Below are 23,033 nucleotides of genomic sequence, written 5' to 3' on the forward strand. Positions count from 1 at the left end.
GCGGTCCTCAGCGGACCTCCAGCTCGTACAGCGAGTAGCCGTACGTGCCCGAGCGCTGGGTGCCGGACACCCGGACGTAACGGGCCGGAGCCTTCCCGGGCCTGACCGTGACGGTCCCGCCCTCGCCGGCCGCGGTGCTGTACACGCGCTTCCAAGTGCTGCCGTTCGTGGAGATCTCGACGCGATAGGCGGTCGCGAACGCGTGCTCCCAGCGCACCGTGATCTCGGAGATCTGCCAGCGCCCGCCGAGGTCCACGGCGATCCATTGCGGGTCGCTCCACCCGCTGCTCCACCGGCTCTCCGGGTCGCCGTCGACCGCCTGCGACGGGCCCCACGGCGGCCCCTCCATGCTGGACGCGGTGGCGGTGCGGTGCAGCGCCAGGTTGCGCCCGGACGGGTTCGCCGACGCGCGGGGCGCCGCCGGCGAGCGTTTCGTAGCCGGCGCCGTCGACGGTGCGGCCGGGGAGGTGCCGCGGACTGCCGCCGTGGCCGGGTTCGGGGCCGTCGGCCTCCTGCTCGTCTCGGCGGGTGTGGGCCGCGGGACTGCGGCGCCGGTGTTGTCCGCGACCGCGGCCGGCGGGGCCTGCGCGGTGTCCGGCTCCGCGCGCACGACCAGCCCGGCGATGGTGACGCCCGCGACGATCAGCACGACGGCCAGCGATGCGAGCGCCCACCGCCGGGTGCGCCCGGCCCGGGCCGGGGGAGCGGCCACGGCCACTCGCCCGGCCCGGGCCGGGGGAGCGGCCACGGCCACGGGTACGGGACCGGCCGCCGCCGCGGGCCGCTCGTCCAGGAGCAGGTCGAGCAGCTCACGTGCGCTCGGACGCTCGGCGGGGTCCTTCGCCAGCGCCCGCCCCACGACGTCGCGCAGCGGCTGGGGCAGCCCGTCCAGCCGCGGCGGCTGGGTCAGGATCCGCGCGGCGGTCGCACCGGGGGAATCGCCCTCGAACGGCGTACGGCCCGTGCCGGCGTACGCGATCACGCATCCCCACGCGAACACGTCCGCGGACGGTGCCGCCGGATCGCCGGGCTCCGACGAGAACCGCTCCGGCGCCATGTACGCGACCGTGCCGACCATCTGATCGGTCCGGGTGTAGCGGCTGTGCGACGCCAGCGCCCGGGCGATCCCGAAGTCGATGACCTTCGGGCTGCCCGGCGCCAGCAGCACGTTCTCCGGCTTGAGGTCGCGGTGCACGACGCCCGCGCCGTGGATGCCGCTCAGCGCGGTGGCCACGCCGACGGCCAGCGAGTGCAGCGCCGCCGCGCGCAACGGCCCGCGCTCCTCGACGACCTCGAGCAGGCTGGGCCCGTCGACGTACTCCACGACCAGGTACGGCGGTTCGTGGTCGAGGTCGGCGTCGAGCACCTCGGCGGTGCAGAACGGCGGCACCTGGCGCGCCCGCTCCACCTCGCTGCGGAACCGGGCGCGGAACTCGGGGTCCCCGGTCAGCGCCGCGTGCACCAGCTTGACCGCCACGTACGTGCCGTCGGCGTCCTCGGCCAGATACACCACGCCCATGCCACCGGCCCCGAGCCGCCCGGTGAGCCGGTAGGGGCCCAGCAGCTCGGGATCGTCGCGGCGCAGCGGACTCACGCGGTACGCGGTGTCCAGTTCAAACTCCCCGGGAGGCGCGGCGGCGGAATGGGAACTGGTATATCAGGCCGCGGCCGATCGATCCACTTGGGCTGGTGGGGGCGGGTCAGTCCCGTATCGGCCAGATGCGGCCCACCACGCGCGCCTCCACGGTGTCCTCGTCGACGGTGCCGTACTCGCGGGAGTCGATGGACACGATCCGGTGGTCGCCCAGCAGGTAGAGCTGGTGCTCAGGAACGGTGACCGGGGAGCAGTCGGTGCGGTCCTCCTCAGGCCCCAGCGTCAGGTACGGCTCGTCCAGTGGGCTGCCGTCGCGCCACACCCGCCCGTCGCGGCACTCGATGGTGTCGCCGGGCAGCCCGATGACCCGCTTGAGGTTGGTGTGTGCGCGCGCTCCGGGCTCGATCGCCTTGGTGAAGGCGACGAGGTCGCCACGGCGCAGGCCGGTGGCCCGGAACGTGATCCGGTCGAGCAGGACCCGGTCGGAGATCTGCAGCGTCGGTTCCATCGACCCGCTGGGGATGTAGCCGACGCTCATCACGTACCGGCTGACGACGACCCCGGCGAGCAGGCCCACCACGAGCACCAGGACGGTGCCGCGGGCGAACCGGAGCGGGCGGGGCAGCTCCCGGGCCCGGCGCCGGCGTTCGCGCCAGACCGTCCGCAGCCCGCCGGCGGCCCAGCGGACGGCCTCCCAGTCGCCGCGGGTCTCGCCGAACTCCGCCAGCGCCGCCTCGCCCCACTCGCCGCCGCGTTCCCGCCGGCCGCGGACGGCCCTGGCCAGGACGGCGTACGCCACCCGCCGCAGCGCGGACTCGCGGACCCGCACCGGGGCGGTCACGCGGCACCCCCGGCCGTCCGCGTCTGCGGGATCGGACCGGCGCGCCGCGGTGCCTCGGCCGGTCGCCGTGCGGCCAGCCGCTGCTCGGCGAGCGTGACGCCGTCGGCGGTGAGGCGGTAGATGTGCCGGGGCGGGCGGCCGGGTTCCTCCGACGGCTCCCAGCCGGTCTCGAGCAGCCGCTGCTCGCTCAGCCGCATGAGGATCGGGTAGAGGGTGCCCGACGCGAGCGCGGTCTCCTTGCTCAGCTCGTACCCGTACCGCCAGCGGGCGGGATCGGCGAGCAGCGCCTCGAACAGGCGCAACGTCTGGGGTGACGCATGGGGCGGTCTCGGCATGGCCAAAACTCTACATAACTCGACTTAACCCGTCCAGGGAGTCGGGAGGCCGTACCGCAGGAGCATGGCGTTGTCGTGGAAACGGTCTGCGACGGCCGGATCGTGCGGAGCCGCTTCATCTTCGACCGGCTGCCGTTCCAGCAGGCCCGCGCGGCCCGGGGATGAGCGGGTACGCGCCGCTTTATCCCCGCCTTACGCGCCGCCCTGAAGGATCGGTCGTTCCCCACGGACCGCGAGGAGGCGGCGATGCGAGATCAGCTCGACCTGGCGCTCGCCCGGCCCGGCGCCGTCGTGCTGCTGGTGTGCTGCGCCGCGGCGGCCGCGGCGCTGTTCCTGCCGCTGGCCCGGCTGCTCGGGTGGCGGCCGGGATGGACGCTGCTCGCGCTGCTGTCCCTGGCGCCGATCCTCGTCTTCACGGTGCCCGTGGAGGCGCCGGGCTGGCAGGACGGGGCCGTGCACCGGCTCGCCGATTACGTGCGCTCGTACCTGCACGCGGCGACCTTCCACGCCGAGCTCGACGCACCCAGCGCGCCCGACGAGCGGACGGCCAACCTTCTGCTGTTCATCCCGTTCGGCTTCTTCGGCACCCTGGCCGCCCGGCGCGCGGTCACGACCGCCGTGGCGGGGGCGGCGCTGTCGTTCGGCATCGAGGGGTGGCAGGCGGTCAGCGGCGTCCGGGTCGCCACCGCGGCCGACTGGCTCTACAACAGCGGCGGCGCGCTGATCGGCGCGGCCGCGGGCCTGGTCGTCCTGGGCCTGATCCGGGTGGCGACCGCCGAGCAGAAGCAGCAGAAGCCGCCGCCCGCGCCGGGCCCGGACGAGACCACCGTGGACCTCATGCACACGACGAACGGCGGCACCCGGGTCGGGGTGCCGCCGTTGTGATCGAGCGGTGAGTGCTTACTTGAGCCAGGGCAGGCGCTGCACGATGCTCAGCTTGCTCCAGAGCTTGCCGAGGCCGAGGGTGTCGCCGGCCGCCGTGAGGGCCAGGACGATCAGCACGCCGGCGTAGACCAGGTGGTCGTCCATGAAGGGGTTGTTCTCCGGGGGCAGGACCGCGGTCCACATCGCGACCAGCAGGACCGAGCCGGCGACCGCGGCGATCCGCATGCCGACGCCCGCGATGAGCGCGACGCCGATGCCGGCCAGGCCGAGCATGAACAGCCAGTCGGCCCAGGCCGCACCGGCGAAGCCGTGGTAGAAGCTCTCGAACGGGCCGCTGACGGCCTTGCCGAGGAAGCCCTTGGTGGGGCTGCCGCCGTTGATCCAGGCGTTGGCCGACGGGGTTCCGTGGCCGAGGCCGAACAGTTTGTCGAGGAACGCCCAGAGGAAGATCCAGCCGAGCGCCAGCCGGAGGTAGGCGAGGACGTAGCGGGTCGCCTTCGCGGCGGTGGTCTCGCGAGCCGGGGTGACGGCCGGGCCGGCCGCCGGGGTCTCGGTGCGGTGGGGGGTGGGGTGGGTGGCGGCGGTCATGGCGTCCACGTCCTTCCGGTTCTCTTTGACATCTCCATCAAACGCCGGGGGCGGCGTCGTCGTGAGGGCCGCGGTGCCGCAAACGGAAGGACCTTGGACCTGTCCGATCCGGGACCAGCGACGGCGGCGGGCCCGGGCTGGTGCGCCCGGGCCCGCCGCCGTTCCCGCCGGTCAGCGGGTGTCGGAGCCGCCGGCGCCGGACACGGCGGCTCGGCCGCCCTCCAGGCGTGCCACCGGGACCCGGAACGGCGAGCAGGACACGTAGTCCAGCCCGGCGTCGTGGAAGAAGCGCACCGAGGCCGGGTCGCCGCCGTGCTCGCCGCAGACGCCCACGGTCAGCTCGGGACGGGTGGCCCGTCCGCGCTGCACGGCGATGCGGACCAGCTCGCCGACGCCGGCCGTGTCGAGCGTCTCGAACGGCGACGAGGCGATGATGCCCAGCTCCAGGTAGCGGCCGAAGAACGCGGCCTCCACGTCGTCACGGCTGAAGCCCCACGTCATCTGCGTGAGGTCGTTGGTGCCGAAGGAGAAGAACTCGGCGGCGTGCGCGATCTCGCCGGCGGTCAGCGCCGCCCGCGGCACCTCGATCATCGTGCCGATCCGGATCGGCGGGGCGCCCTCGACGCCGGCGAGGACCGACTCGGCCTCCCCGCGTACCGTCTCGAGCTCCTGGACGGCGCCGACCAGCGGAACCATGATCTCCGGGCGGGGGTCGCCGCCCGCGGCGACCCGCAGCGCGGCCGCTTGCGCGATCGCGCGCACCTGCATGGCGAACAGGCCCGGCACGACCAGGCCGAGGCGTACGCCGCGCAGGCCCAGCATCGGGTTCTGCTCGTGCATGCGGCGCACGGCGGCCAGCAGGGTGGCGTCGCGTCCCGGGTCCTCACCCAGCGCCTCGGCCCGGGCCACCCGGGCGGTGAGCTCCTCCAGCGCGGGCAGGAACTCGTGCAGCGGCGGGTCGATCAGGCGTACCGTCACCGGCAGCCCGTCCATCTCGGCGAACAGCTCGACGAAGTCGTCGCGCTGCAGCGGCAGCAGCGCCGCCAGCGCGGCCTCCCGGGCCTCGTCGTCCTCGGCGAGGATCAGCCGCTCCACCAGTTCCCGGCGCTCACCGAGGAACATGTGCTCGGTACGGCACAGCCCCACGCCGGTCGCGCCGAAGCGGCGGGCGCGCGCGGCGTCCGGGCCGGTGTCGGCGTTGGCGTGCACGCCCAGCCGGCGCACCTGGTCGGCGTGGGCCATGAGCCGCCCGACGGCGCTCAGCAGCGGGTCGCCGGCGGCCGTGAGCTCGCCCTCGAAGAACCGGACGACCGGCGAGGGCCGCACCGGCACCGAACCGGCGTAGACGCGCCCGCTGGTGCCGTCCACGGAGACGGTGTCGCCGGCGTGCAGGACGGTCCCGTTCACGCTGACGGTCTCCGCCTCGGTGTCGATGACCAGCTCCTCGGCGCCGCAGACACAGGTCTTGCCCATGCCGCGCGCGACCACGGCGGCGTGCGACGTCTTGCCGCCGCGGCTGGTCAGGATGCCCTGGGCCGCGATCATGCCGGGCAGGTCGTCGGGGTTGGTCTCGCGCCGCACGAGGATCACCGGCCGGTCCGCGGCCGCCGCGTGCGCGGAGTCGAAGACGATCTCGCCGACCGCCGCGCCCGGGGAGGCCGCGACGCCGGTGGTCAGCGGGGCGGGGGCCGCCGCCGTGTCGAAGCTCGGGAACATGAGCTGGGCCAGCTGCTCGCCGGTCACCCGGCGCAGCGCCTCGTCCAGGGTGATGAGCCCCTCGTCGACCAGCTGCGCGGCGATGACGAACGCGGCCGCGGCCGTACGCTTGCCGACCCGGGTCTGCAGCATCCACAACTTGCCGCGCTCGATGGTGAACTCGATGTCGCACAGGTCGAGGTAGCGGTGCTCGAGCTTGTCCATGATGGACAGCAGCTCGCGGTAGCTGACCGGGTCCAGGGCCTCCAGCTCGTGCAGGCCCACGGTGTTGCGGATGCCGGCCACCACGTCCTCGCCCTGGGCGTTGGAGAGGTAGTCGCCGTAGACGCCGCGCTTGCCGGTCGCCGGGTCGCGGGTGAACGCCACGCCCGTGCCCGAGTCGGCGCCGCGGTTGCCGAACACCATCGACATCACGTTCACGGCGGTGCCCAGGTCCTGCGGGATGCGTTCCTGGCGGCGGTACAGCACGGCCCGCTCGGCGTTCCACGACTGGAACACCGACGCGATCGCCAGGTGCAGCTGCTCGTGCGGCGCCTGCGGGAAGTCACGTCCGGTGTGTTCGGCGAAGGCCTTCTTGTACGCCTGCACCAGATCCTGCAGCTCGGCCACGCCCAGGTCGGCGTCGGACCGTACGCCCGCCCCCGCCCGGGCCGCGCTCAGCTCGGCCTCGAACTTCTCACCCGGCACGCCGAAGACCGTCTTGCCGAACATCTGGATCAGCCGCCGGTACGAGTCCCACGCGAACCGTTCGTCGCCGCTCTGCGCCGCCAGCCCCAGCACGCTGGAGTCGTTCAGTCCGATGTCGAGGATCGTCTCCATCATGCCGGGCATGGAGAAGCGGCCGCCCGAGCGCACGGACAGCAGCAGGGGGTCGCGCGCGTCGTCCAAGTTCTTGCCCATCCGCTGCTGCACGAGCCGCAGATGCTCCTCCACCTCGGCGAGCAACCCGGCCGGCAGGGACCCCGTACGCAGGTACTCACGGCACGCCTCGGTCGTGATGGTGAAGCCGGGCGGCACGGGCAGGCCCATCCGGGTCATCTCGGCCAGGTTGGCGCCCTTGCCGCCCAGCAGATCCTTGAGGTCCTTGTTGCCCTCGGCGAAGTCGTACACGTACCTGGTCATCCGGCTCACCCTCACTCGTTCGGTCGGCTGGTCCACCTGTGGTCGTACCGCCGCGCAGGTCCCGGCCAGTAGGGCCGCCCGGCCCGTAGCGGCCGGACACGGGCCGGACGGCCCTGCCCACCGGCCGGGACGGCCCGCTCCGGCGCCCCGCGCACCCGGGCCCTTCGGCCCTGCCCGGGACCGGGGCGGCGAGCGGAGGCTCTGGATCGAGGAGGCGTCATGAACAGGCACACATCGGGCCGGCACCTCGGGAGCGCGGCCCTGGTCGCCGCGTCGACAGCCGTGCTGTACTCACCGCCGGTGCGCCGGTGGAGCCTGCATCACGGCGCCACGCCGGAGGAGGCGCGGCGCGCGCTGCCCGGCGACGAGCTGCTCCCGGACCCGGATGTGGTCTCGACCCGGGCGATCACCATCACGGCCGGGCCGTCAGCGGTGTGGCCCTGGCTCGTGCAGATGGGCAGCGGGCGCGGTGGCGCGTACACGTACGACTGGATCGAGAACCTGTTCGGGCTGGACATGCACAGCGCCGCCGAGATCGTGCCGGAATTCCAGCACCTGGCGGTCGGCGACGTGCTGCCGCTGGGCCCCGACGGGCCGGGGATGCGCGTCGAGATCTGCGACGTGGACCGTACGCTCGCGTTCCGCTCCGAGGACGGCGCCTGGGTGTGGATTTTCGACCTGCGCGAGTACTGGCTCGGCACCCGGCTGATCAGCCGCAACCGGATCAGCCTGCGCGCGATGTCGCGTCCCGGGCGGCTCGTCAGCCGGCTCGTGGTGGAGCCGGGCAGCCTCGTCATGGAACGCCGGATGCTGCGAGGCATCAAGGAGCGCGCCGAGGCCTACGCCCCGGCGCGCCCGGTCATGCCGGTCTGAACTGTTCGGATTCTCAGGTGGAGGCCACCACGGGGGAGCGTGGCGCCGGCTGCGGCGGCGTTCCCGACGGCGGCGGGGGCGGCGGCGGCCCGGCGTGTCGGCGGCCCAGCCCGGTGCCGCCCAGGACGATCAGCAGGACCGCCAGGACGCCGAGGACGATCCCGCTCACGAGCAGCCCGGCGCCGAGGCCGGTCAGGTCGGGCACCTGCGCGGCGCCCCGGACGTCGGCGGAGACACCGGTGGAGCCGTCGGCGTTGGCGAGCACCACGGTGAAGTCGCCGTCCGTGACCCGCCAGGTCATCTGCGCCCGGGTGGCGCTGCTCGCCGAGGCCAGCCAGAAGTCCTGCGCGCCCGGCGCCGGCACGGAGCGCACCGCGCCCGTCGTGCGCTCGTACCGGGCCGTGGAGCCGTCCACGTCGGTGATCCGGTCACGGGCCGACCCGGCCAGCCACCGGTCCACGTCGGCGCGACGGCCGATCCCGACGAACACCGGCCGGCCCGTGAAGCTGTCGGCGGTGACGCGCACCCCGCCCACGTCGGCGAGCAGACGGGTCCACTCGTCGGCGTTGTCGATGGTGATGTCCTCCGTGGTCACCGCGGCGGTGGTGGTGCTGACCTGCAGGGCCGGCCCGGTCACGTACCCGGAGCTGTCCCGGGCGCTCTGGAAGGCCAGCAGGCCGACGCCGGCCACCCCGGCGCCCATCGCGGGCATCAGCAGGACCACGCCGGCCAGCAGGGCGATCACCGAGCCGGCGACCGACCCCTCGGCCGCGGGCCGGTGCGCCACGGGGGCGTCCGGCGGTCCGTCCGGGAGGTCACCCGGCTCCCGCTCACCCTGATCCAGCCGGAACGGCGGGTACGGCGTCAGCAGCGCAAGATAGGCGACCACCCGCAGGTTCCAGCGGGCGATGCCGACGAGCAGGTCGTACAGGCCCCGGGGGTAGCGGCCGGTGAACAGCAGCGCGAACCCGACGATGAGGACGGCGGCGCTCACCACACCGAGCGGCACGCTCCCGGTGGTCCGGTCGTTCTCGTAGATCATGAAGGCGGCCCCGGAGAACGCCCCGAGGATCGCGAGGTGCGGGATCGCGAACAGCCACGCGACCAGCGGCAGCCACCGCTGCGGCCGGGCCGGCTCGTCGAGGTGCAGCCGGGCCGGGTAGTCCGGCACGTCGGCCAGCGTGAACGGCGGGTACCGGTCGGTGCCCAGCGCCTGGTAGCCGTAGTAGTTGACGCGCCACGACCAGCGCAGCACGCCGGTGTTGTACGCCTGGATCGCGTGCGGATACCTGCCGGTGAACAGCACCGCGAAGTAGGCGACGAGGGTGAGCACGAGGAAGCCCACCCAGAGCACGGCGAGGATCAGGATGTGCGGGATCAGCAGCAACCACTTGACGAGCCACAGCCACCGGCTCGGCGGCTCGTCCCGGCGTGCCTCGACCCGCAGCGGATAGCGGTTCATGACACCTCCTGCAACGGTCGTCTCCAGCAGACCGCCGCCGCCGGTGTCCCCGGCAGAGCCGCACGTCCCGTCCCCGCCGGTCACCCGGCCGGGACGCGCGCCGCTACCGCCGCGCCGCCCGCAGCGTGTGCAGGCGCTGCTCGTACTCCGCGGTGTCGATGTCGCCGCGCGCCAGCCGGTCGGCCAGCACCCGCTCGGCGTCCGCGACCGGGTCGCGGGGCGCGGGCGGCGCGGTGTCGTGGCCGGAGAGCGGGCGCACGATGACGACGACCACGAGCGTCGCCAGCAGCGCCACGGTGAGCAGCATCAGGATCCAGCCTCCGGCACCCATGCCGTTTCCGTAGAACATCATGGTCCCGGTCCCTTCTGTGTGGCTGCGTCCATGCTGGTCCACGGTCCCCGCGGCGGCACGGGCCGAACGACCCGTTCCCGCGGGGACGTCCGCTCAGCCCACGATCAGGTCGTCCAGGTCGCGGCGCGGGGTGGGGCGGCCCGGGTCGCCGTACCCGATGCGCAGCGCCATCTGCGGCGTGCCGGAGCGGCGCAGCGACTGGCGCAGGTGCTCGCGGGCCGCCGGCACCTCGATGGGCTGCGAGATCATCGAGCTGGCCAGCCCGGCGTCCGTCACGGTCAGCAGGACCCGCTGCAGGATCTGTCCGGCGGCGATCTGGTCGACCGGCCGGTTCCCGTTCGTGCCCAGCACGGCGATCAGCGGCTCCGCCTCGTAGTCGTGCCCGGGCGCGCGGCGGCGCTCGGTGAAGGGCCGCTGCGGCAAGAGGTCCTGGGGTTCGGGGACGGGCGCGCCCGCGGTCGCCGGCACCCCGTCGGGGGCGGCGTCGGCGTGCGTCCAGGTCGCCATCTCCGACCGGTACGCCGGGTCGCGCCGCAGCACCCGGTCGGCGCTCTGGGCGATCTGCGCGAACCCGCTGAGCGCGGTCATCCCGACGAGCAGGTCCAGCCAGCCGCCCTCGGCGTGCGCGGCGTCGATGATCCGGATGCGGGCCTCGGACGGCACCGGGTCCGGCCAGAACGGACGGCGGTTGCTGTGGCGGCGCGGAACGGCGGCGAACAACTCCTGCTCGGCGTACGTCGGCGGCCGCGGCACAGCGGGGGTCAGGCGCGCCATGATGTGCGGCTCGGACGCGTACGGGCGCAGCTCCACGCGTGCCGGCGTGCCGTTGACCGCGAGCGCCAGCTGGGCGTTGTACGCGGCCGCCCCGCAGGCGATCCGCACCGCCCAGCCGGTGCTGTCGGCGATCGCGAGCTGTCGCGCGGGATCGCTGAGCACCTCGATGCCGCCGTCGCGCAGCTGGAACAGCCAGGGCTGGCTGTTGTGCAGCGACGGCGCCCGGACCGCGGCCGCGGCGGCGAGCCGCAGCGTGGCTGCGTCGTACGATGCGGTGGTCATGGCTGGTGCTCCTTCGCGGCCGCAGCCGCTCATGTCTCGCTGATCTCGATGACGTCCTCGGCCCGGCGGCGCGGCGCGGGCGGCAGCGGCTCGGTGGTGTCCCTGTAGCCCAGGCGCACGACGACGTACGGCACGCCGACGCCGGCGAGCAGGTCGGTGAGCAGCCGGCGCGGCCACTCGACCTCGATGGTGTCGCTCAGCGGCGCGGTGGCCAGGCCCTCCGCGGTGGCGCCCAGCAGCAGCGCCGACAGGGCCTCCCCGCCGCGCAGCAGATCCTCCGGCCGCTCGGTGAGCCCGAACAGCACGACGTACGCCGCACCCAGGTCGAAGCCCTCGCCGACCGGCAGCCCGGGGGTCTCGCCGGGCGCGTAGTCGCGCACCGGCACCCGGCGGGGTCCCTGCTGGACCGCGGTGGCGGCGGGCACGCCGTCGCCGCTGCCCTGCGGCCGGTGGGTCCACCGCTGCAGCTCCGCCCGGTACGCCGAGTCGTGCAGCTCGGCGTCCGCGGCGTGCGCGGTGGAGGTCGCCAGCATCGGCATCTGGTCGCGCCGCACGACGTGCAGGTACGCCCCCTCGGCCTCGACCGAGCGGCGCAGGTCGTTCAGGGTCTGCTCGGGCACGCCGCGCTCGGAGAACGCGCGCCGGTCGGTGCGCCGGCGGGGCACCGCCCCGGCCAGGCGCTGCGCCTCGTGGTCGGGCGCGTGCCGGCCGGTCACCGTGACCAGCGCGAGCAGGTCGGGGTCGCCGCCCTCGGGATGACGGACGACGTGCGCCGTCCAGCCGGCGGCCGCCAGGGCCACCCGGGCGTGGTGCAGCGCGGCGCCGCAGCTGAGCATCAGCAGCCGGCCGTCGGGGTCGGTGGCGCTCAGGGCGCGGGAGGTGTCGGCGTACAGCGCGAGCGTGTCGCCGCTGAGGCGCCAGCGCCAGGGCTGGGTGTTGAAAACGGACGGGGCGTGCAGGGACACGCGGGCCGCGGCCGCGAGCGCCTCGGCGGCCTCCGATCGGGCCGGCCGGTCGTTTCGGGTGGTCATGGTGGGAACCTCCTGCCTTCTTCTCCCACGGTGCCGGGGCGTCGACCCGGCAGGTCAGGGCCGAAAGTCCCGCGATGACGGGTCCTTGCCGCGGGTACGCACCACCAACACCGGGCAGTCGGCGTGGTGCAACAGGTACAGGCTCGTCGAGCCGAGCAGCGTGCCGGCGACGGTGCCGTGCCCGTGGCTTCCCACGACGAGCAGGCGCGCCTGCTGCGACGCCGCGACCAGGGCGCTCGCGGCCGGCTGGTGCGACACGCTGACCGTGGTGCCGACCTGCGGGAACTTGTCCTGCCAGGGTCCCAGGACGGCGTGCAGGCGGTCCCGCTCGCCGTCGTCGTCGAAGTACGCGGGGGCGGCCGCCGGGGCGGCGCCGACCCACGGCGAGACGGCCGGGGTGAAGCTGTGCACCACCCGCAGGTCGCAACCGAGCGCCTCCGCGGTCTCGTACGCCTGCTGCAGCACCGTCTCCCCGCGCGCGGAGAGGTCCACCCCGGCGGCGACCGGCCCGTCGCGGAGGTCCCCCCGGCCCCGTACGACGACGACCGGGCAGGAGGCGTGCACGGCGACGCGCCGGCTCACCGAGCCCAGCAGCAGACCGGCGATCCCGCCCCGCCCCCGGCTGCCGACGACCACGAGGCTGACGGTGTCGGAGAGCTCGACCAGGTGCGACGCGGGGTCGCCGATCAGCGCGTCCGCCTCGAGCCAGATGCCCGGCGCGACGGCGCGGGCCTGGTGCAGGGCGGCGGTCGTGACCGCGTCGGCCAGCTGCCGCGCGGCGTCGGCCGATCCGCTGCTGCAGCCCTGCCGCGAGGAGTCGTAGTCCCAGTCGAAGCAGTGCACGATGCGCAGCAGGACGTTGCGCCTGGCGGCCTCCGCGGCCGCCCACCGGACCGCCGCGGCCCCGGCCATCGTGCCGTCGGTGCCCACGACGATGTCGTTCCGTGCCATGGCGTGCTCCTTTGTGCCTGCTTCCCTCATCGTCGCCGCGCGGCGCGCCGGGGGACAGGGGCAGCCGGTCCCGCCGCCACGGGCCGCACGGCCCTGACGGCTGTCACCCGGCGGCCGTAGCGTCGGACGTGGAGAAGAAGGAGGGGCCATGAGACTGTGGCGGGTCGACGACGTGATGACCAGGGATGTCGTTGCGGTCCAGACCGATACGCCGTACCGGACGGTGGTGGATCTGCTGATCAGCCGGCGGGTGAGCGCCGTGCCGGTGGTCACCCGCTTCCAGCGGGTCGTCGGGATCGTGTCGGAGGCCGACCTGCTGCACAAGGTGGAGGCGGCCGGCACCGACCAGCCGCGGCTCGTCGTGGGGCGCCGCCGCCGCGCCGAGCAGGCCAAGGCCGCGGCCAGGACGGCCGGTGACGTGATGACCAGCCCCGTGGTGACGGTCCTGCCGTCGCTGTCCGTGGCCGCCGCGGCTCGCCGGATGCACCACGCCCAGGTCAAGCGCCTGCCGGTCGAGGACGAGCTGGGCCGGCTGGTCGGCATCGTGACCCGTGGCGACCTGCTGAAGGTGCACCTGCGTACCGACGAGGACATCCGCCGCGACGTGGTCGACGAGGTCCTGCCGCACGCGCTGGGCACCCCGGACTCCACGGTGCGCGTGGAGACCAGGGACGGCGTGGTGACGCTGCGCGGGCGGGTGCACTTCCGCTCGGCGGCCGAGCGGATCGCCACGCTGGCCCGCCAGGTCCCCGGCGTCGTGGACGTCGCCGACGGGCTCACGTACGACGTGGACGACAGCATGATCGTCGGCTCCGACCTGGGCACGCCGTTCGGCGTCGCCTGAGCGGTGCACGACGAACGGGAGGCCGGCAACGGTGCCGGCCTCCCGTTCGTCCGTCAGTCCGCCCAGCGGCGGTCGCGGAGTTCGCGGCGCGCCTGATGGCGGCTGCGGCGGCGCTCCGTGCGCTTGATGTGACTCCACTCGCGGTATCCGTCGTCGTCGTACCGGCGGAACCAGTTCGTGGCGGTGGCACCCCAGTGACAGCGGCCGCCGAGCGGATCGCGCGACATGCTCTCCGGGGTGACCTGCTCCGGCAGGGTGCACGGGCCGTACCGATGATCGTGGCGGGGAACGCACGTCACCATCGGCTCGTCGGCCAGCTGCACCCACCGGGGCCGGGTCTTGTCGGTCCTGCTCATACGGGCACCTTCCGGCTCCGTGACGCCCCGGGCCGGGGCCGTCATCAGATCGGGTGCACCGTGATCACCTCCAGGTCGCGCCGAGACCGCCGCAGGAACGGTACCGCGGCCCCGCCACCGCCATCGATCACCGGATCGGGACGTCCGGGACGGCGACGATCACCTCGGACGCCGGCCGGCGCGGCACCGGGGGCAGGTCGAGGTCGGCCGCGCGGTGGCCGAGCCGCACGACGAGGTACGGCTCGCCCGGCCCGCCGAGCATCCCGCGCAGCAGGTTCCGGGGCCAGCTGACCTCGACCGCGTCGCTCAGCGGCGCGGTGGCCAGCCCGCGGGCGGTCGCCTCGAGCAGCAACGCCGACAACGCCTCGCCGCCGCGCAGCAGGTCCAGGGGGCGGTGCGCCAGCCCGAACAGCAGCGCGTACGCGGCGCCGCGGTCGGTGCCCGGGCCGGGCTCCAGGTCCGCACCGCCGTCGGGGTCGAAGTCGCGGACCGGCACCGGGCGGCGGGTCGGGTGCACCGAGGTCGCCGCCGGGACCCCGTCGCCACTGCCCGGCGGGCGGTGCGTCCACTCGTCCAGTTCCGCCCGGTAGTCGCGGTCGGACGTCTCGGCGTCGGCGGCCAGTTCCTCCGAGGCCGCCAGCAACGGCACCTGGTCGGGGCGGACGAGGTGCAGGTACGCCCCCTCGAGCCACACGAGCCGGCGCAGGGCCGTCAGCGTCTGCCGCGGGACCGGCACGTCACCGAAGGGGCGCCGGTCCGTCCGGCGGCGCGGCATCGCCTCGGCGAGCGTATGGGCGTGCGGATCCGGCCTGCCCCGCTCGCCGATCTGCACGACGGCCAGCAGATCCGGGTCGCCGGGATCGGGCAGCCGGCGCACGACCGGCGTCCAGCCCTCGGCGGCCAGCGCGGTCCGCGCGTGGTGCAGAGCGGCGCCGCAGCTGAGCAGCAGCAGCCGTCCCTCGGGGTCGGTGTCGGGCAGCTGCCGGCTGTGGTCGGCGCGCAACGTGAGGGTGTCGCCGGAGAGCAGCCACTGCCACGGCTGGGTGTTGAAGACCGACGGCGCGAGCAGCGCGGCGCGGGCAGCCCTGCCGAGAGCGGTACGGACAGCGGTACCGGACGTGGCCATCATCGCCGCCTCCTTGGTTCGTTCTTCCGGTGTTTCGCGACGTTCTGCCGTCAGCCTCGCCGTCGCGGCTTCCTGGAGATCAGAGTCGTCCGGCCCCTTCCGGCGGGACCAGCGGTGTGCCCGCGCGACCGGGCCGCGGGCAACGGTCCTGACGGACTTTCGGCCCTGGGCTCACCGGCGTCGCGCGAGCCAGGCTGGAACCATGACCGGACATGCGGCTCGACTCATCCTCGGCTTCGACGGCTCCCCGGCGGCGACCGCCGCGATCGACGCGGCAGCGGCGCTGTTCCCGGGCGCGCAGGCCGGCATCGTCCACCTGTGGACGCCGCCGTTCGCCAGCGACACGCTGCGGCGCCGGCTCTGGAGCGGCACGGCCGGGGTGGACCGGTTCGTCGAGGCGGTCGAGCGCGAGGGCGCCCGCGAGGCCGAGCGCGTCGCCGGCACCGGGGTCGTACTCGCCCGGGCCGCCGGGTGGCAGGCCGAGGCGGTCGTCGAGCGTACGTACGGCGGCGACGGCGTGCAGTTCGCCGAGCTGGCCGAGAAGCTCGACGCCGAGCTCCTGGTCGTGGGATCGCGCGGGCTCGGCGGCACCAAGGCGCTGCTCGGCAGCGTGTCGGACATGGTCGTGCACTACGCCCGGCGGCCGGTGCTGGTGGTCCCGCACCCGCTGCTGGAGGCCGAGTCCGCCGCGCTGGCCGCCGGCCCGATCGTGACCGGCTGGGACGGCTCCGCCGGGGCGCACGCCGCGCTGGTCGCCGCCGGGCGCCTGTTCGAGGGCCGGGAGATCATCCCGGTCACCGTGGAGGACGGCACCGGGCACGGGCCCGAGGTGAGCGGCCGCGCCGTCACGGTCCTGCACCGCGACGGCCTGCTGCCCGGCACGGGCCGGTCGACGGCCGGGGCGCTGTGCTCGTACGCCCGCACCCGCGACGCGGCGGTCGTCGTCGTGGGCTCGCGCGGGCGGTCGGCGGTCGAGGAGATCGTGCTGGGGTCCGTGGCGATGGCGACGCTGCACCACGCGTACCGGCCGGTGCTCGTCGTGCCCCGTAGCACGCCACGCGGGCGGTAACAGAGGTTTCACCGCAAAGCGGTGTATCGGTGGCCGCCACCATCGATACTCGGAGACGGTCGCCGGGGTGGCGACGTACACCAGCGGGGAGAAGGTTCGTTCGTGACCGACGTACGTCCGGCAGGGGAGAAGCAGCGCGACTGCACCACGCCCGGCGAGTTCCAGCGGGAGTTGCTGCGCAACCTCTACTACCAGCGCGGCACGGCCATCCAGTCGGCGAGCGCGCAGGACGTCTACCAGGCGCTGGCGATGACGGTCCGGGACCGGCTCGTGGAGCGCTACATGCGCACCACCGCCACGTACTACGAGACGAATCCCCGCTTCGTCTACTACCTGTCCGCCGAGTACATGCTGGGCCGGCAGCTGCGGCAGAACCTGCTCTACTCCGGCACGCTCGGCAGCGCCAGGGCGGCCCTGGACGCGCTCGACCGCGACGCCGACGAGGTCGGCGGCCTGGACGTCGAGCCGGGGCTCGGCAACGGTGGCCTGGGCCGGCTGGCCGCCTGCCTGATGGACTCGCTCGCCACCGGCGACATCCCGGCGGTCGGGTACGGCATCCGCTACGACTTCGGCATCTTCAAGCAGGAGTTCGCCGGCGGCGCGCAGGTGGAGCGGCCGGACGACTGGACGTACTACGGCAACCCGTGGGAATTCCACGCCCCGGACGACCAGCAGCCGGTCGGCTTCTACGGGCACACCGAGCCGGCCGGCGGTCAGCGCGCCCGCTGGACGCCCGGCGAGGTCGTGCTCGGCGAGCCGAGCCACATGCTGGTTCCCGGGTACGGCACCGGCACGGTCAACATCGTGCGGCTGTGGAAGGCCCGGGCCGGGCGCGAGTCGTTCGGCCTGTCGCTGTTCGGCGCGGGCCGCTACGGCGAGGCCGTCGAGCAGATGGTCCGCTCGGAGAACATCAGCAAGGTGCTCTACCCGGACGACAGCACCGCGCTGGGCCGCGAGCTGCGGCTCAAGCAGCAGTACTTCCTCGTCTGCTGCTCGCTGCGCGACATCGTGCGCCGCTTCCGGCTGCGCAACCAGGGCTGGGACACCTTCACCGACAAGGTCGTCATCCAGCTCAACGACACCCATCCGGTGATCGCGATCGCCGAGCTGATGCGGGTCCTCGTCGACGAGGAGGGGCTGGACTGGGACCGGGCCTGGCAGATCACCCGGCGCACGTTCGCGTACACCTGCCACACCCTGCTGCCCGAGGCCCTGGAGACCTGGCCGGTGCCGCTGATGCAGCGGCTCCTGCCGCGGCACATGGAGATCATCTTCCTGATCAACCACCTGTTCCTGCAGGAGGTGGCGGCCCGCTTCCCCGGCGACGTCGACCGCCTGCGCGCCCTGTCGATCATCCAGGAGGGCGACGAGCAGCGGGTACGCATGGCGCACCTCGCGGTGGTCGGCAGTTTCGCGGTCAACGGGGTGGCGGAGCTGCACTCGCGCCTGCTCACCGAGACGACGCTGCACGCCTTCGCCGAGCTGTGGCCGGAGCGCTTCCACAACGTCACCAACGGCGTCTCGCCGCGGCGCTTCATGCTCATCGCCAACCCGGGGCTGACCGACCTGATCACCTCCCGGCTGGGGGACCGGGCGTGGCTGCGCGACCTCGACCGGCTCGCCGAGCTCGAGAGCGCCGCCGACGACGCGGCTTTCCGGGACAGCTGGCGCGCCGTCAAACGCCGCAACCGGCAGGACCTCGCGGTGCACGCGCTGACCGCGACGGGCGTGAGCCTGGACCCGGACGCGCTCTGCGACGTGCTGATCAAACGGTTCCACGAGTACAAGCGCCAGCTCCTGCGGGTGCTGCACGTGGTCACCGTCCACCATCGCATCAAGGCCGGGGACCTGAGCTCGGTCGTACCCCGGTCGGTGATCTTCAGCGGGAAGGCGGCCCCCGGCTACCAGGCCGCCAAACAGATCATGCACCTGGCCAACACGGTCGCCTCCGTCGTCAACGCCGACCCGGACGTCGCGCCGTACCTGAAGGTGGCGTTCCTGCCCGACTACAACGTGAGCCGGGCCGAGCTCATCATCCCGGCCGCCGACCTGTCCGAGCAGATCTCGCTGGCCGGCAAGGAGGCCTCCGGAACCGGCAACATGAAGCTCGCGCTCAACGGCGCGCTCACCATCGGCACCCTCGACGGCGCCAACGTGGAGATCCGCGACCGGGTCGGCGCGGAGAACTTCTTCCTCTTCGGCATGGACGCGGCGCAGGCGGCCGAGCTGCGCGCCGGTCCGTACGATCCGCGCGCCCACTACGAGGCCGACCCGGAGCTGCGGGCCGCGGTCGACGCGATCGCCTCCGGCCCCTTCGCCGGCCCCGGCAGCGCCGCGGTGGTCGCCGATCTGCTGGGCCGCGACGAATACCTGACGATGGCCGACTACCGCTCGTACGTCGACTGCCAGGACGCCGTGGCCCGGGCCTGGCGCGACGAGGACGGCTGGACCCGGGCGTCCATCCGCAACGCCGCGCGCAGCGGCTTCTTCTCCTCCGACCGTACGATCCGCGACTACTGCCGCGACATCTGGCGTGTCGACCCGCTCCCCGTGCCGGAGCAGGGCTGACGGTCGCCCGGCGACGGGCCCTCCGGCCCTGACCGCCGCCCGCCGCCCGGCTCACACTTCAGGTGAGAGCCGGTACGGAGGTGAGCGGCATGACCAGGGAGTTCGAACCCGGCACGCGGCACGACATCGTGGTCGGCGTGGACGGTTCGCCGGCGTCGGTGACCGCGTTGCGGTGGGCCCTGACGCAGGCGCGGCTGACGGGTACGGGGATCCACGCCGTCACCGCCTGGGAGTTCCCGCCCGTGTGGGGCTGGGGACCGCCGGCGGTGCCGTACACCGACATCGAGGTGACGGCGAAGGAGATCCTCGAGACGGCGCTCGACGAGGCGTACGGCGACGACCCCGGCGTCCCGCTGCACCGCAGCGTGGTGGCCGGGCACCCGGCACAGGTCCTGCTCGACGCGGCCCGCGAGGCGCCGCTGCTCGTGGTGGGCAGCCGGGGACACGGCGGGTTCGCCGGGACGCTGCTCGGCTCGGTGAGCCAGCGCTGCGCCCAGCACGCCCGTTGCCCGGTCGTCATCGTGCGCTGACGCCCCACCCGGACCGGACGGCCGTCCCGGCCGTCCGGTCCGTCGTCGTGGTTGCGACCGATGTGCCCGGCGTGCTCGAGGTCCCGGGGGTATGGGACTGTCGGCCCTGACCCGCTCGTCCCGGTCCTCCTACCGTCTGAGGTGACGCGACAAGGAGGTCTCGTGATGAAGAACTGGCATGTGGACGACGTGATGACCACCTCGGTTGTCACAGTTCCCGAGGACGCGCCCTACCGGACGGTGGTGGACCTGCTGATCCGGCATCGGCTCAGCGCCGTGCCGGTGGTAGACGACTTCCAGCGGGTGACCGGCGTGGTGTCGGAGGCCGACCTGCTACGCAAGATCGAGTACGCGGGTGGCGAGAAGCCGCGGCTGTTCGAGGGACGCCGCCGGCGTGGCGAGCGGGTCAAGGCCGACGCCCGGACCGCCGCGGACCTGATGAGCATCCCGCCGGTGACGGCCCTGAAGGGTACGCCGATCGCGGCCGCCGCGCGGCTGATGGATCGCGAGGGCGTCAAGCGGCTGCCCGTCATCGACGACCTCGGCCGTCTCGTCGGCATCGTGTCCCGCGGCGACCTGCTCAAGGTGCACCTGCGCCCCGACGACGACATCCGCCGCGACGTCGAGGAAGGCATCCTGCGCATCTACCTCGCCGACGACGCGCTGACCGTCAAGACGATCGTGCAGGACGGTGTCGTCACGCTCAAGGGTCACGTGGACCGCTGGTCCACTGCGGACATCGCGAAGCGGCTCACCCGGCAGATCGCCGGCGTGGTCGGCGTCGTGGACGAGCTCGAGTACGACTACGACGACAGCAACGTGCTCGGCACCGGCATCGCGTACGGCATCGCCTGAATCGCCGGGCCGGAAACGGCTGGTGACGGCCGTGGGGGTGGCCGTCACCAGGATCGGGGCGCGGCGCCGGTCACGGTGCCGCGCGGACCACGGCGACCGGGCAGGCCGCGTGGTGGATGAGGTGCTGGCCGACCGAGCCGAGCAGCAGGCCGGGGAAGCCTCCGTGCCCGCGGCTGCCGACGACGACCAGCCGGGCCCGCCGGGACCAGCCCAGCAGCGCCCGTGCCGGGGTGCCGCGGTGCAGGTCGCGCTGGACCCGGACGTCCGGCCACCGGTCCGCGGTCCCGGCGAGGGACTCGGCCAGGAGCCGCTCCTCCTCCGCGCGCGCCGCCGCCAGCTCGTAAGCCAGCGGCACCAGCTCGCCGGCCGCGACCGTGGGCGGCAGGCCCCAGGCGTGCACGGCGACCAGGTCGACGCCCTGCAGCGAGGCCTCGCGCGCGGCGAACTCCAGCGCGCGCTGCGACGCCTCGGAACCGTCGATACCGACGACGACCGGGCCCGCCGCCTCACGCCGGCGCCGGGCGATCAGCACCGGGCAGAAGGCGTGCGTGGCCGTCTGCACCGCCACCGATCCGACGACCAGCCCGCGGAAGCCACCGGACCCGCGGTCGCCCACGACGAGCAGGTCGGCGTGCCGGCTCTCGGTCAGCAACGCCGGCACCGGCAGATCGGTGATGATCTCGGTGGTGACGTCGGTGCCGGGCGCCACCTTCACGGCCAGCCGTTCGGCGTCGGTGAGCAGGCTGCGTGCCTCGTCGCGGAAGGCGTCCAGGGCGGGGTACGGCGACGCCGGCGGCACGCCGAGACGGGCCAGGGGCCACAGGAACGCGTGCACGATCCGCAACGGCCGGTGGCGCAGGGCCGCTTCGGCCGCCGCCAGTTCCACGGCGTCGTTGCTGCGGGGCGAGGTGTCCACCCCGACGACCACGGGAGCGCCGGTGACGCTCTCCATCGCGTTCACCTTCTCTCCGTCCGGTGTGGACGAGACGCCACCGGGGCCTCGTTCCGCAGCGGCCGGACCAGGTTCCCGTCCTGACGACGGTGGGTCTGGTGGCGCTACGGCCATCCGCTGTCTCCTCGGCCCGGTCGCTGGGTCCGGTCCCCGGTGGCGTCAAGGCCAGCATCGCTCCGCCCGGGCGCGGGCGACAGGGCCGATGGTCCCCACAAGGCGGCCGTGCCCCGGGCCCGTCCGGCGGACGGAGGTCCCGCCCGCACCGGACTCCCGACTCTGTCCGCGGGCGCGGAGCACCGGAGACCATCAAGGCACGGGACGCGTGGTTCCCGCGCGACGCCGAGGGAGTTGAGTGCGATGTCGTGGCTCATCGTCGTGATCCTGGCCGTGCTGGCCCTGCTCATCGTGGCCGGACCGGTCCTGGAGGACCTGATCGACCGCATCCTGCCGCCGCAGCGGCGCACCGCCCGTCACGGCCGGCGCTGAGACGCCCACCGCCTCGAAAGGAGGACGCCATGAGCACCACCTTCCACCCCACCGGGATCACCCCGGAGGACGACACCGCCGAGCTGCGGCAGCTCGCCGTGACCCGGTTGCGCAAGAAGCGCGAAGTGCAGGCGCACGTGCTCGCGTACGTGCTGGTGAACCTCTTCCTCAACGGGATCTGGCTGGTCACCATGCCGGGCGGCTTCTACTGGCCGATCTTCCCGTTGTTCGGCTGGGGGATCGGCGTCGCCTTCCACATCTGGGACGTGTACGCCCCCGAGAACCCGCCGGAGGAGCGCATCCGGCGTGAGATGGACCGCCTCAGCCACGGCTGAGCCCGACCCACCGGAGGACCCGATGCCGACCGCCACCCCGAGCGAGGCCTGGCGCGACCGCGCCGGCTTCTGCGCCCCCGACCGGGCCGTCGCGCCGAGCGGCCCGGTGACCGCCGGGCAGGTGACGCTGCTGCTGGAGCTGGCTCAGCGCACGAAGCTGGGCCACGACCTGCTGGCTGCCTTCGCCGACCGGTACGCCGCCTTCCCGCGGACGGCGCCGGCGCAGACCCGTGAGCTGACCGCCCTGCGCGAGCTGCTCGACCGGCACGGCCTCGCCGATCCGTCGGCGGGCCTCGGCGCCGGGGTGTTCGCCGACCCGGGGGTGCAGGCCCGCTACGACCAGTGCCTGGCCGAGGGCCGTACGGGGCGCGCCGCGGCGCTGGCCGTGGTCCGGCGTGCCGCCGCGGAGGTGGTCCGGATGCTCGAGGACGTCCTTCCCGGGCTCGCCGCGCCCGACGTGCGGCAGGTGTGCCTGCACATCCTGCTGGCCGCCCACCGGCAGATCCGGGTCGCCCAGGCCTGGAGCTCGCATTAGCGCACGGAGGACACCGATGGCCCCCCTGACCGTCTTCGACCGTCTCGCCCTGCACCCCTTCGTCGGCGACCTGCCCACGAACTGGCTGCAGAAGCTGGCCGCACTCGGCCGCCCGGCCCTGCGTCATCCCGGGTACCGCCTTTTCCACGAAGGGGCGCCGGCGAACACCTTCTGGCTGCTCACCTCCGGGGCGGTCGCCCTGGACTTCCAGGTGCCCGGCCGCGGCAGCATCGTCATCGAGCGCATCGAGTCCGGCGCGCCGGTGGGCTGGTCGTGGTTGCTGCCGCCGTACCGGTGGTCGCTGGGCGCGGTGGTCGCCGACGAGTGCCACGCCATCGAGTTCGACGCCCCGCAGGTGCGCCGGCTCATGGCCGAGGACGCCGACCTGGGACGTGAGCTGGCGATGCGGTTCCTCGGGGTGCTCGCCGACCGGCTCACCGCGGCGCGGGTACGGCTGGTCGAGCTGTACGCGTACCCCTCGGGCCCGGAGCAGGCGGAAAGGCCCGTGACCTGAGGTCCTGCGCCCCTCCAGGCGGGGTCCGCGGCGGCGTTGGATGGAGGCGGGAAGAGG

24 protein-coding genes are annotated in these 23,033 nt (G+C 74.0%); 11 read left to right on the forward strand and 13 right to left on the reverse strand.

The genetic code is table 11. The annotated features are described in order from the left end of the window. Positions 1 to 7: 7 nt before the first annotated feature. The 3 genes from AB0K03_RS06120 to AB0K03_RS06130 all read right to left on the reverse strand — a co-directional run bounded on the left by AB0K03_RS06120 (position 8) and on the right by AB0K03_RS06130 (position 2,770). Positions 8 to 1,594, reverse strand: coding sequence for a protein kinase domain-containing protein (locus tag AB0K03_RS06120; protein WP_364681194.1), 1,587 nt, complete (start codon positions 1,592 to 1,594; stop codon positions 8 to 10). A 106-nt stretch (positions 1,595 to 1,700) separates the two neighbouring features. Further along, positions 1,701 to 2,435: a signal peptidase I gene (lepB, locus tag AB0K03_RS06125; RefSeq protein ID WP_364681197.1), complete on the reverse strand. Its 735-nt coding sequence runs from the start codon at positions 2,433 to 2,435 to the stop codon at positions 1,701 to 1,703. After that, positions 2,432 to 2,770 carry a helix-turn-helix transcriptional regulator gene (locus tag AB0K03_RS06130; protein WP_364681200.1) on the reverse strand — a complete coding sequence of 113 codons (339 nt, stop codon included), beginning with the start codon at positions 2,768 to 2,770 and terminating at the stop codon, positions 2,432 to 2,434. The genes lepB and AB0K03_RS06130 overlap by 4 nt, the downstream gene beginning before the upstream one ends. A gap of 246 nt (positions 2,771 to 3,016) precedes the next feature. Between AB0K03_RS06130 and AB0K03_RS06135 the strand changes: the two genes are divergently transcribed. After that, a complete protein-coding gene (locus tag AB0K03_RS06135) occupies positions 3,017 to 3,655 on the forward strand; it encodes a VanZ family protein (protein WP_364681202.1) in 639 nt (212 codons plus the stop codon). Between the two features lie 15 nt (positions 3,656 to 3,670). On the opposite strand, the gene AB0K03_RS06140 is transcribed toward AB0K03_RS06135, so the two are convergent. Continuing rightward, positions 3,671 to 4,243, reverse strand: coding sequence for a DoxX family protein (locus tag AB0K03_RS06140; RefSeq protein WP_364681205.1), 573 nt, complete (start codon positions 4,241 to 4,243; stop codon positions 3,671 to 3,673). Between the two features lie 171 nt (positions 4,244 to 4,414). Then, positions 4,415 to 7,081, reverse strand: a complete 2,667-nt coding sequence (gene ppdK / locus AB0K03_RS06145) for a pyruvate, phosphate dikinase (RefSeq protein ID WP_364681208.1) — start codon at positions 7,079 to 7,081, stop codon at positions 4,415 to 4,417. 219 nt (positions 7,082 to 7,300) lie between these two features. Here ppdK and AB0K03_RS06150 point away from each other — a divergent pair, with 219 nt between their 5' ends. Beyond that, positions 7,301 to 7,954 carry an SRPBCC family protein gene (locus AB0K03_RS06150; protein WP_364681211.1) on the forward strand — a complete coding sequence of 218 codons (654 nt, stop codon included), beginning with the start codon at positions 7,301 to 7,303 and terminating at the stop codon, positions 7,952 to 7,954. Positions 7,955 to 7,967: 13 nt separating this feature from the next. Here AB0K03_RS06150 and AB0K03_RS06155 read toward each other — a convergent pair whose 3' ends face one another. From AB0K03_RS06155 to AB0K03_RS06175, 5 genes are all read right to left on the reverse strand, one after another. Continuing rightward, a complete protein-coding gene (locus tag AB0K03_RS06155; RefSeq protein ID WP_364681214.1) occupies positions 7,968 to 9,416 on the reverse strand; it encodes a DUF4389 domain-containing protein in 1,449 nt (482 codons plus the stop codon). 103 nt (positions 9,417 to 9,519) lie between these two features. Continuing rightward, complete coding sequence (locus AB0K03_RS06160; RefSeq protein ID WP_364681217.1) at positions 9,520 to 9,768, reverse strand: SHOCT domain-containing protein; 249 nt, start codon at positions 9,766 to 9,768, stop codon at positions 9,520 to 9,522. Positions 9,769 to 9,861: 93 nt separating this feature from the next. Continuing rightward, positions 9,862 to 10,824, reverse strand: a complete 963-nt coding sequence (locus tag AB0K03_RS06165) for an Acg family FMN-binding oxidoreductase (protein ID WP_364681220.1) — start codon at positions 10,822 to 10,824, stop codon at positions 9,862 to 9,864. Between the two features lie 29 nt (positions 10,825 to 10,853). Next, on the reverse strand, positions 10,854 to 11,855 hold the full coding sequence (locus tag AB0K03_RS06170) for an Acg family FMN-binding oxidoreductase (RefSeq protein ID WP_364681223.1): 1,002 nt from the start codon (positions 11,853 to 11,855) through the stop codon (positions 10,854 to 10,856). Between the two features lie 54 nt (positions 11,856 to 11,909). Further along, entirely contained in the window at positions 11,910 to 12,806 is an 897-nt protein-coding gene (locus AB0K03_RS06175; protein WP_364681227.1) for a universal stress protein, read from the reverse strand. Between the two features lie 148 nt (positions 12,807 to 12,954). Between AB0K03_RS06175 and AB0K03_RS06180 the strand changes: the two genes are divergently transcribed. After that, positions 12,955 to 13,650 carry a CBS domain-containing protein gene (locus tag AB0K03_RS06180; RefSeq protein ID WP_364681230.1) on the forward strand — a complete coding sequence of 232 codons (696 nt, stop codon included), beginning with the start codon at positions 12,955 to 12,957 and terminating at the stop codon, positions 13,648 to 13,650. 53 nt (positions 13,651 to 13,703) lie between these two features. On the opposite strand, the gene AB0K03_RS06185 is transcribed toward AB0K03_RS06180, so the two are convergent. After that, positions 13,704 to 14,006, reverse strand: a complete 303-nt coding sequence (locus tag AB0K03_RS06185) for a hypothetical protein (protein ID WP_364681232.1) — start codon at positions 14,004 to 14,006, stop codon at positions 13,704 to 13,706. Positions 14,007 to 14,133: 127 nt separating this feature from the next. Further along, complete coding sequence (locus AB0K03_RS06190; protein WP_364681235.1) at positions 14,134 to 15,135, reverse strand: Acg family FMN-binding oxidoreductase; 1,002 nt, start codon at positions 15,133 to 15,135, stop codon at positions 14,134 to 14,136. A gap of 199 nt (positions 15,136 to 15,334) precedes the next feature. On the opposite strand from AB0K03_RS06190, the gene AB0K03_RS06195 reads away from it, so the two are divergent. The 4 genes from AB0K03_RS06195 to AB0K03_RS06210 all read left to right on the forward strand — a co-directional run bounded on the left by AB0K03_RS06195 (position 15,335) and on the right by AB0K03_RS06210 (position 20,154). Beyond that, positions 15,335 to 16,201 carry a universal stress protein gene (locus AB0K03_RS06195; protein ID WP_364681238.1) on the forward strand — a complete coding sequence of 289 codons (867 nt, stop codon included), beginning with the start codon at positions 15,335 to 15,337 and terminating at the stop codon, positions 16,199 to 16,201. Positions 16,202 to 16,303: 102 nt separating this feature from the next. Further along, positions 16,304 to 18,769: a glycogen/starch/alpha-glucan phosphorylase gene (locus tag AB0K03_RS06200; protein ID WP_364681241.1), complete on the forward strand. Its 2,466-nt coding sequence runs from the start codon at positions 16,304 to 16,306 to the stop codon at positions 18,767 to 18,769. 89 nt (positions 18,770 to 18,858) lie between these two features. Then, positions 18,859 to 19,299: a universal stress protein gene (locus AB0K03_RS06205; RefSeq protein WP_364681244.1), complete on the forward strand. Its 441-nt coding sequence runs from the start codon at positions 18,859 to 18,861 to the stop codon at positions 19,297 to 19,299. Between the two features lie 165 nt (positions 19,300 to 19,464). Further along, the gene (locus AB0K03_RS06210) at positions 19,465 to 20,154 is read left to right on the forward strand and encodes a CBS domain-containing protein (protein ID WP_364681246.1); all 690 of its coding nucleotides are present in this window, start codon (positions 19,465 to 19,467) and stop codon (positions 20,152 to 20,154) included. A gap of 70 nt (positions 20,155 to 20,224) precedes the next feature. On the opposite strand, the gene AB0K03_RS06215 is transcribed toward AB0K03_RS06210, so the two are convergent. Further along, positions 20,225 to 21,106: a universal stress protein gene (locus tag AB0K03_RS06215; protein ID WP_364681249.1), complete on the reverse strand. Its 882-nt coding sequence runs from the start codon at positions 21,104 to 21,106 to the stop codon at positions 20,225 to 20,227. 357 nt (positions 21,107 to 21,463) lie between these two features. Between AB0K03_RS06215 and AB0K03_RS06220 the strand changes: the two genes are divergently transcribed. From AB0K03_RS06220 to AB0K03_RS06235, 4 genes are read left to right on the forward strand one after another with little or no spacing between them, the layout of a single operon-like run. Next, positions 21,464 to 21,592: a hypothetical protein gene (locus tag AB0K03_RS06220; protein ID WP_364681252.1), complete on the forward strand. Its 129-nt coding sequence runs from the start codon at positions 21,464 to 21,466 to the stop codon at positions 21,590 to 21,592. A 29-nt stretch (positions 21,593 to 21,621) separates the two neighbouring features. After that, positions 21,622 to 21,927: a 2TM domain-containing protein gene (locus AB0K03_RS06225; RefSeq protein ID WP_364681255.1), complete on the forward strand. Its 306-nt coding sequence runs from the start codon at positions 21,622 to 21,624 to the stop codon at positions 21,925 to 21,927. A 22-nt stretch (positions 21,928 to 21,949) separates the two neighbouring features. After that, positions 21,950 to 22,462, forward strand: a complete 513-nt coding sequence (locus tag AB0K03_RS06230; RefSeq protein ID WP_364681258.1) for a DUF2202 domain-containing protein — start codon at positions 21,950 to 21,952, stop codon at positions 22,460 to 22,462. 16 nt (positions 22,463 to 22,478) lie between these two features. Continuing rightward, a complete protein-coding gene (locus AB0K03_RS06235; RefSeq protein ID WP_364681261.1) occupies positions 22,479 to 22,976 on the forward strand; it encodes a cyclic nucleotide-binding domain-containing protein in 498 nt (165 codons plus the stop codon). Positions 22,977 to 23,033: the final 57 nt, after the last annotated feature.

The sequence above is a fragment of the Actinoplanes sp. NPDC049316 genome, assembly GCF_040677315.1.
GTDB lineage: Bacteria > Actinomycetota > Actinomycetes > Mycobacteriales > Micromonosporaceae > Actinoplanes.

Bases quoted from the DNA above. Each gene is read 5' to 3' on its own strand.
- AB0K03_RS06130 (WP_364681200.1), bottom strand. From the start codon at position 2,770: ATGCCGAGACCGCCCCATGCGTCACCCCAGACGTTGCGCCTGTTCGAG.
- AB0K03_RS06135 (WP_364681202.1), top strand. From the start codon at position 3,017: ATGCGAGATCAGCTCGACCTGGCGCTCGCCCGGCCCGGCGCCGTCGTG.
- AB0K03_RS06140 (WP_364681205.1), bottom strand. From the start codon at position 4,243: ATGACCGCCGCCACCCACCCCACCCCCCACCGCACCGAGACCCCGGCG.
- ppdK (WP_364681208.1), bottom strand. From the start codon at position 7,081: ATGACCAGGTACGTGTACGACTTCGCCGAGGGCAACAAGGACCTCAAG.
- AB0K03_RS06150 (WP_364681211.1), top strand. From the start codon at position 7,301: ATGAACAGGCACACATCGGGCCGGCACCTCGGGAGCGCGGCCCTGGTC.
- AB0K03_RS06155 (WP_364681214.1), bottom strand. From the start codon at position 9,416: ATGAACCGCTATCCGCTGCGGGTCGAGGCACGCCGGGACGAGCCGCCG.
- AB0K03_RS06160 (WP_364681217.1), bottom strand. From the start codon at position 9,768: ATGATGTTCTACGGAAACGGCATGGGTGCCGGAGGCTGGATCCTGATG.
- AB0K03_RS06165 (WP_364681220.1), bottom strand. From the start codon at position 10,824: ATGACCACCGCATCGTACGACGCAGCCACGCTGCGGCTCGCCGCCGCG.
- AB0K03_RS06170 (WP_364681223.1), bottom strand. From the start codon at position 11,855: ATGACCACCCGAAACGACCGGCCGGCCCGATCGGAGGCCGCCGAGGCG.
- AB0K03_RS06175 (WP_364681227.1), bottom strand. From the start codon at position 12,806: ATGGCACGGAACGACATCGTCGTGGGCACCGACGGCACGATGGCCGGG.
- AB0K03_RS06180 (WP_364681230.1), top strand. From the start codon at position 12,955: ATGAGACTGTGGCGGGTCGACGACGTGATGACCAGGGATGTCGTTGCG.
- AB0K03_RS06185 (WP_364681232.1), bottom strand. From the start codon at position 14,006: ATGAGCAGGACCGACAAGACCCGGCCCCGGTGGGTGCAGCTGGCCGAC.
- AB0K03_RS06190 (WP_364681235.1), bottom strand. From the start codon at position 15,135: ATGATGGCCACGTCCGGTACCGCTGTCCGTACCGCTCTCGGCAGGGCT.
- AB0K03_RS06195 (WP_364681238.1), top strand. From the start codon at position 15,335: ATGACCGGACATGCGGCTCGACTCATCCTCGGCTTCGACGGCTCCCCG.
- AB0K03_RS06205 (WP_364681244.1), top strand. From the start codon at position 18,859: ATGACCAGGGAGTTCGAACCCGGCACGCGGCACGACATCGTGGTCGGC.
- AB0K03_RS06210 (WP_364681246.1), top strand. From the start codon at position 19,465: ATGAAGAACTGGCATGTGGACGACGTGATGACCACCTCGGTTGTCACA.
- AB0K03_RS06215 (WP_364681249.1), bottom strand. From the start codon at position 21,106: ATGGAGAGCGTCACCGGCGCTCCCGTGGTCGTCGGGGTGGACACCTCG.
- AB0K03_RS06220 (WP_364681252.1), top strand. From the start codon at position 21,464: ATGTCGTGGCTCATCGTCGTGATCCTGGCCGTGCTGGCCCTGCTCATC.
- AB0K03_RS06225 (WP_364681255.1), top strand. From the start codon at position 21,622: ATGAGCACCACCTTCCACCCCACCGGGATCACCCCGGAGGACGACACC.
- AB0K03_RS06230 (WP_364681258.1), top strand. From the start codon at position 21,950: ATGCCGACCGCCACCCCGAGCGAGGCCTGGCGCGACCGCGCCGGCTTC.
- AB0K03_RS06235 (WP_364681261.1), top strand. From the start codon at position 22,479: ATGGCCCCCCTGACCGTCTTCGACCGTCTCGCCCTGCACCCCTTCGTC.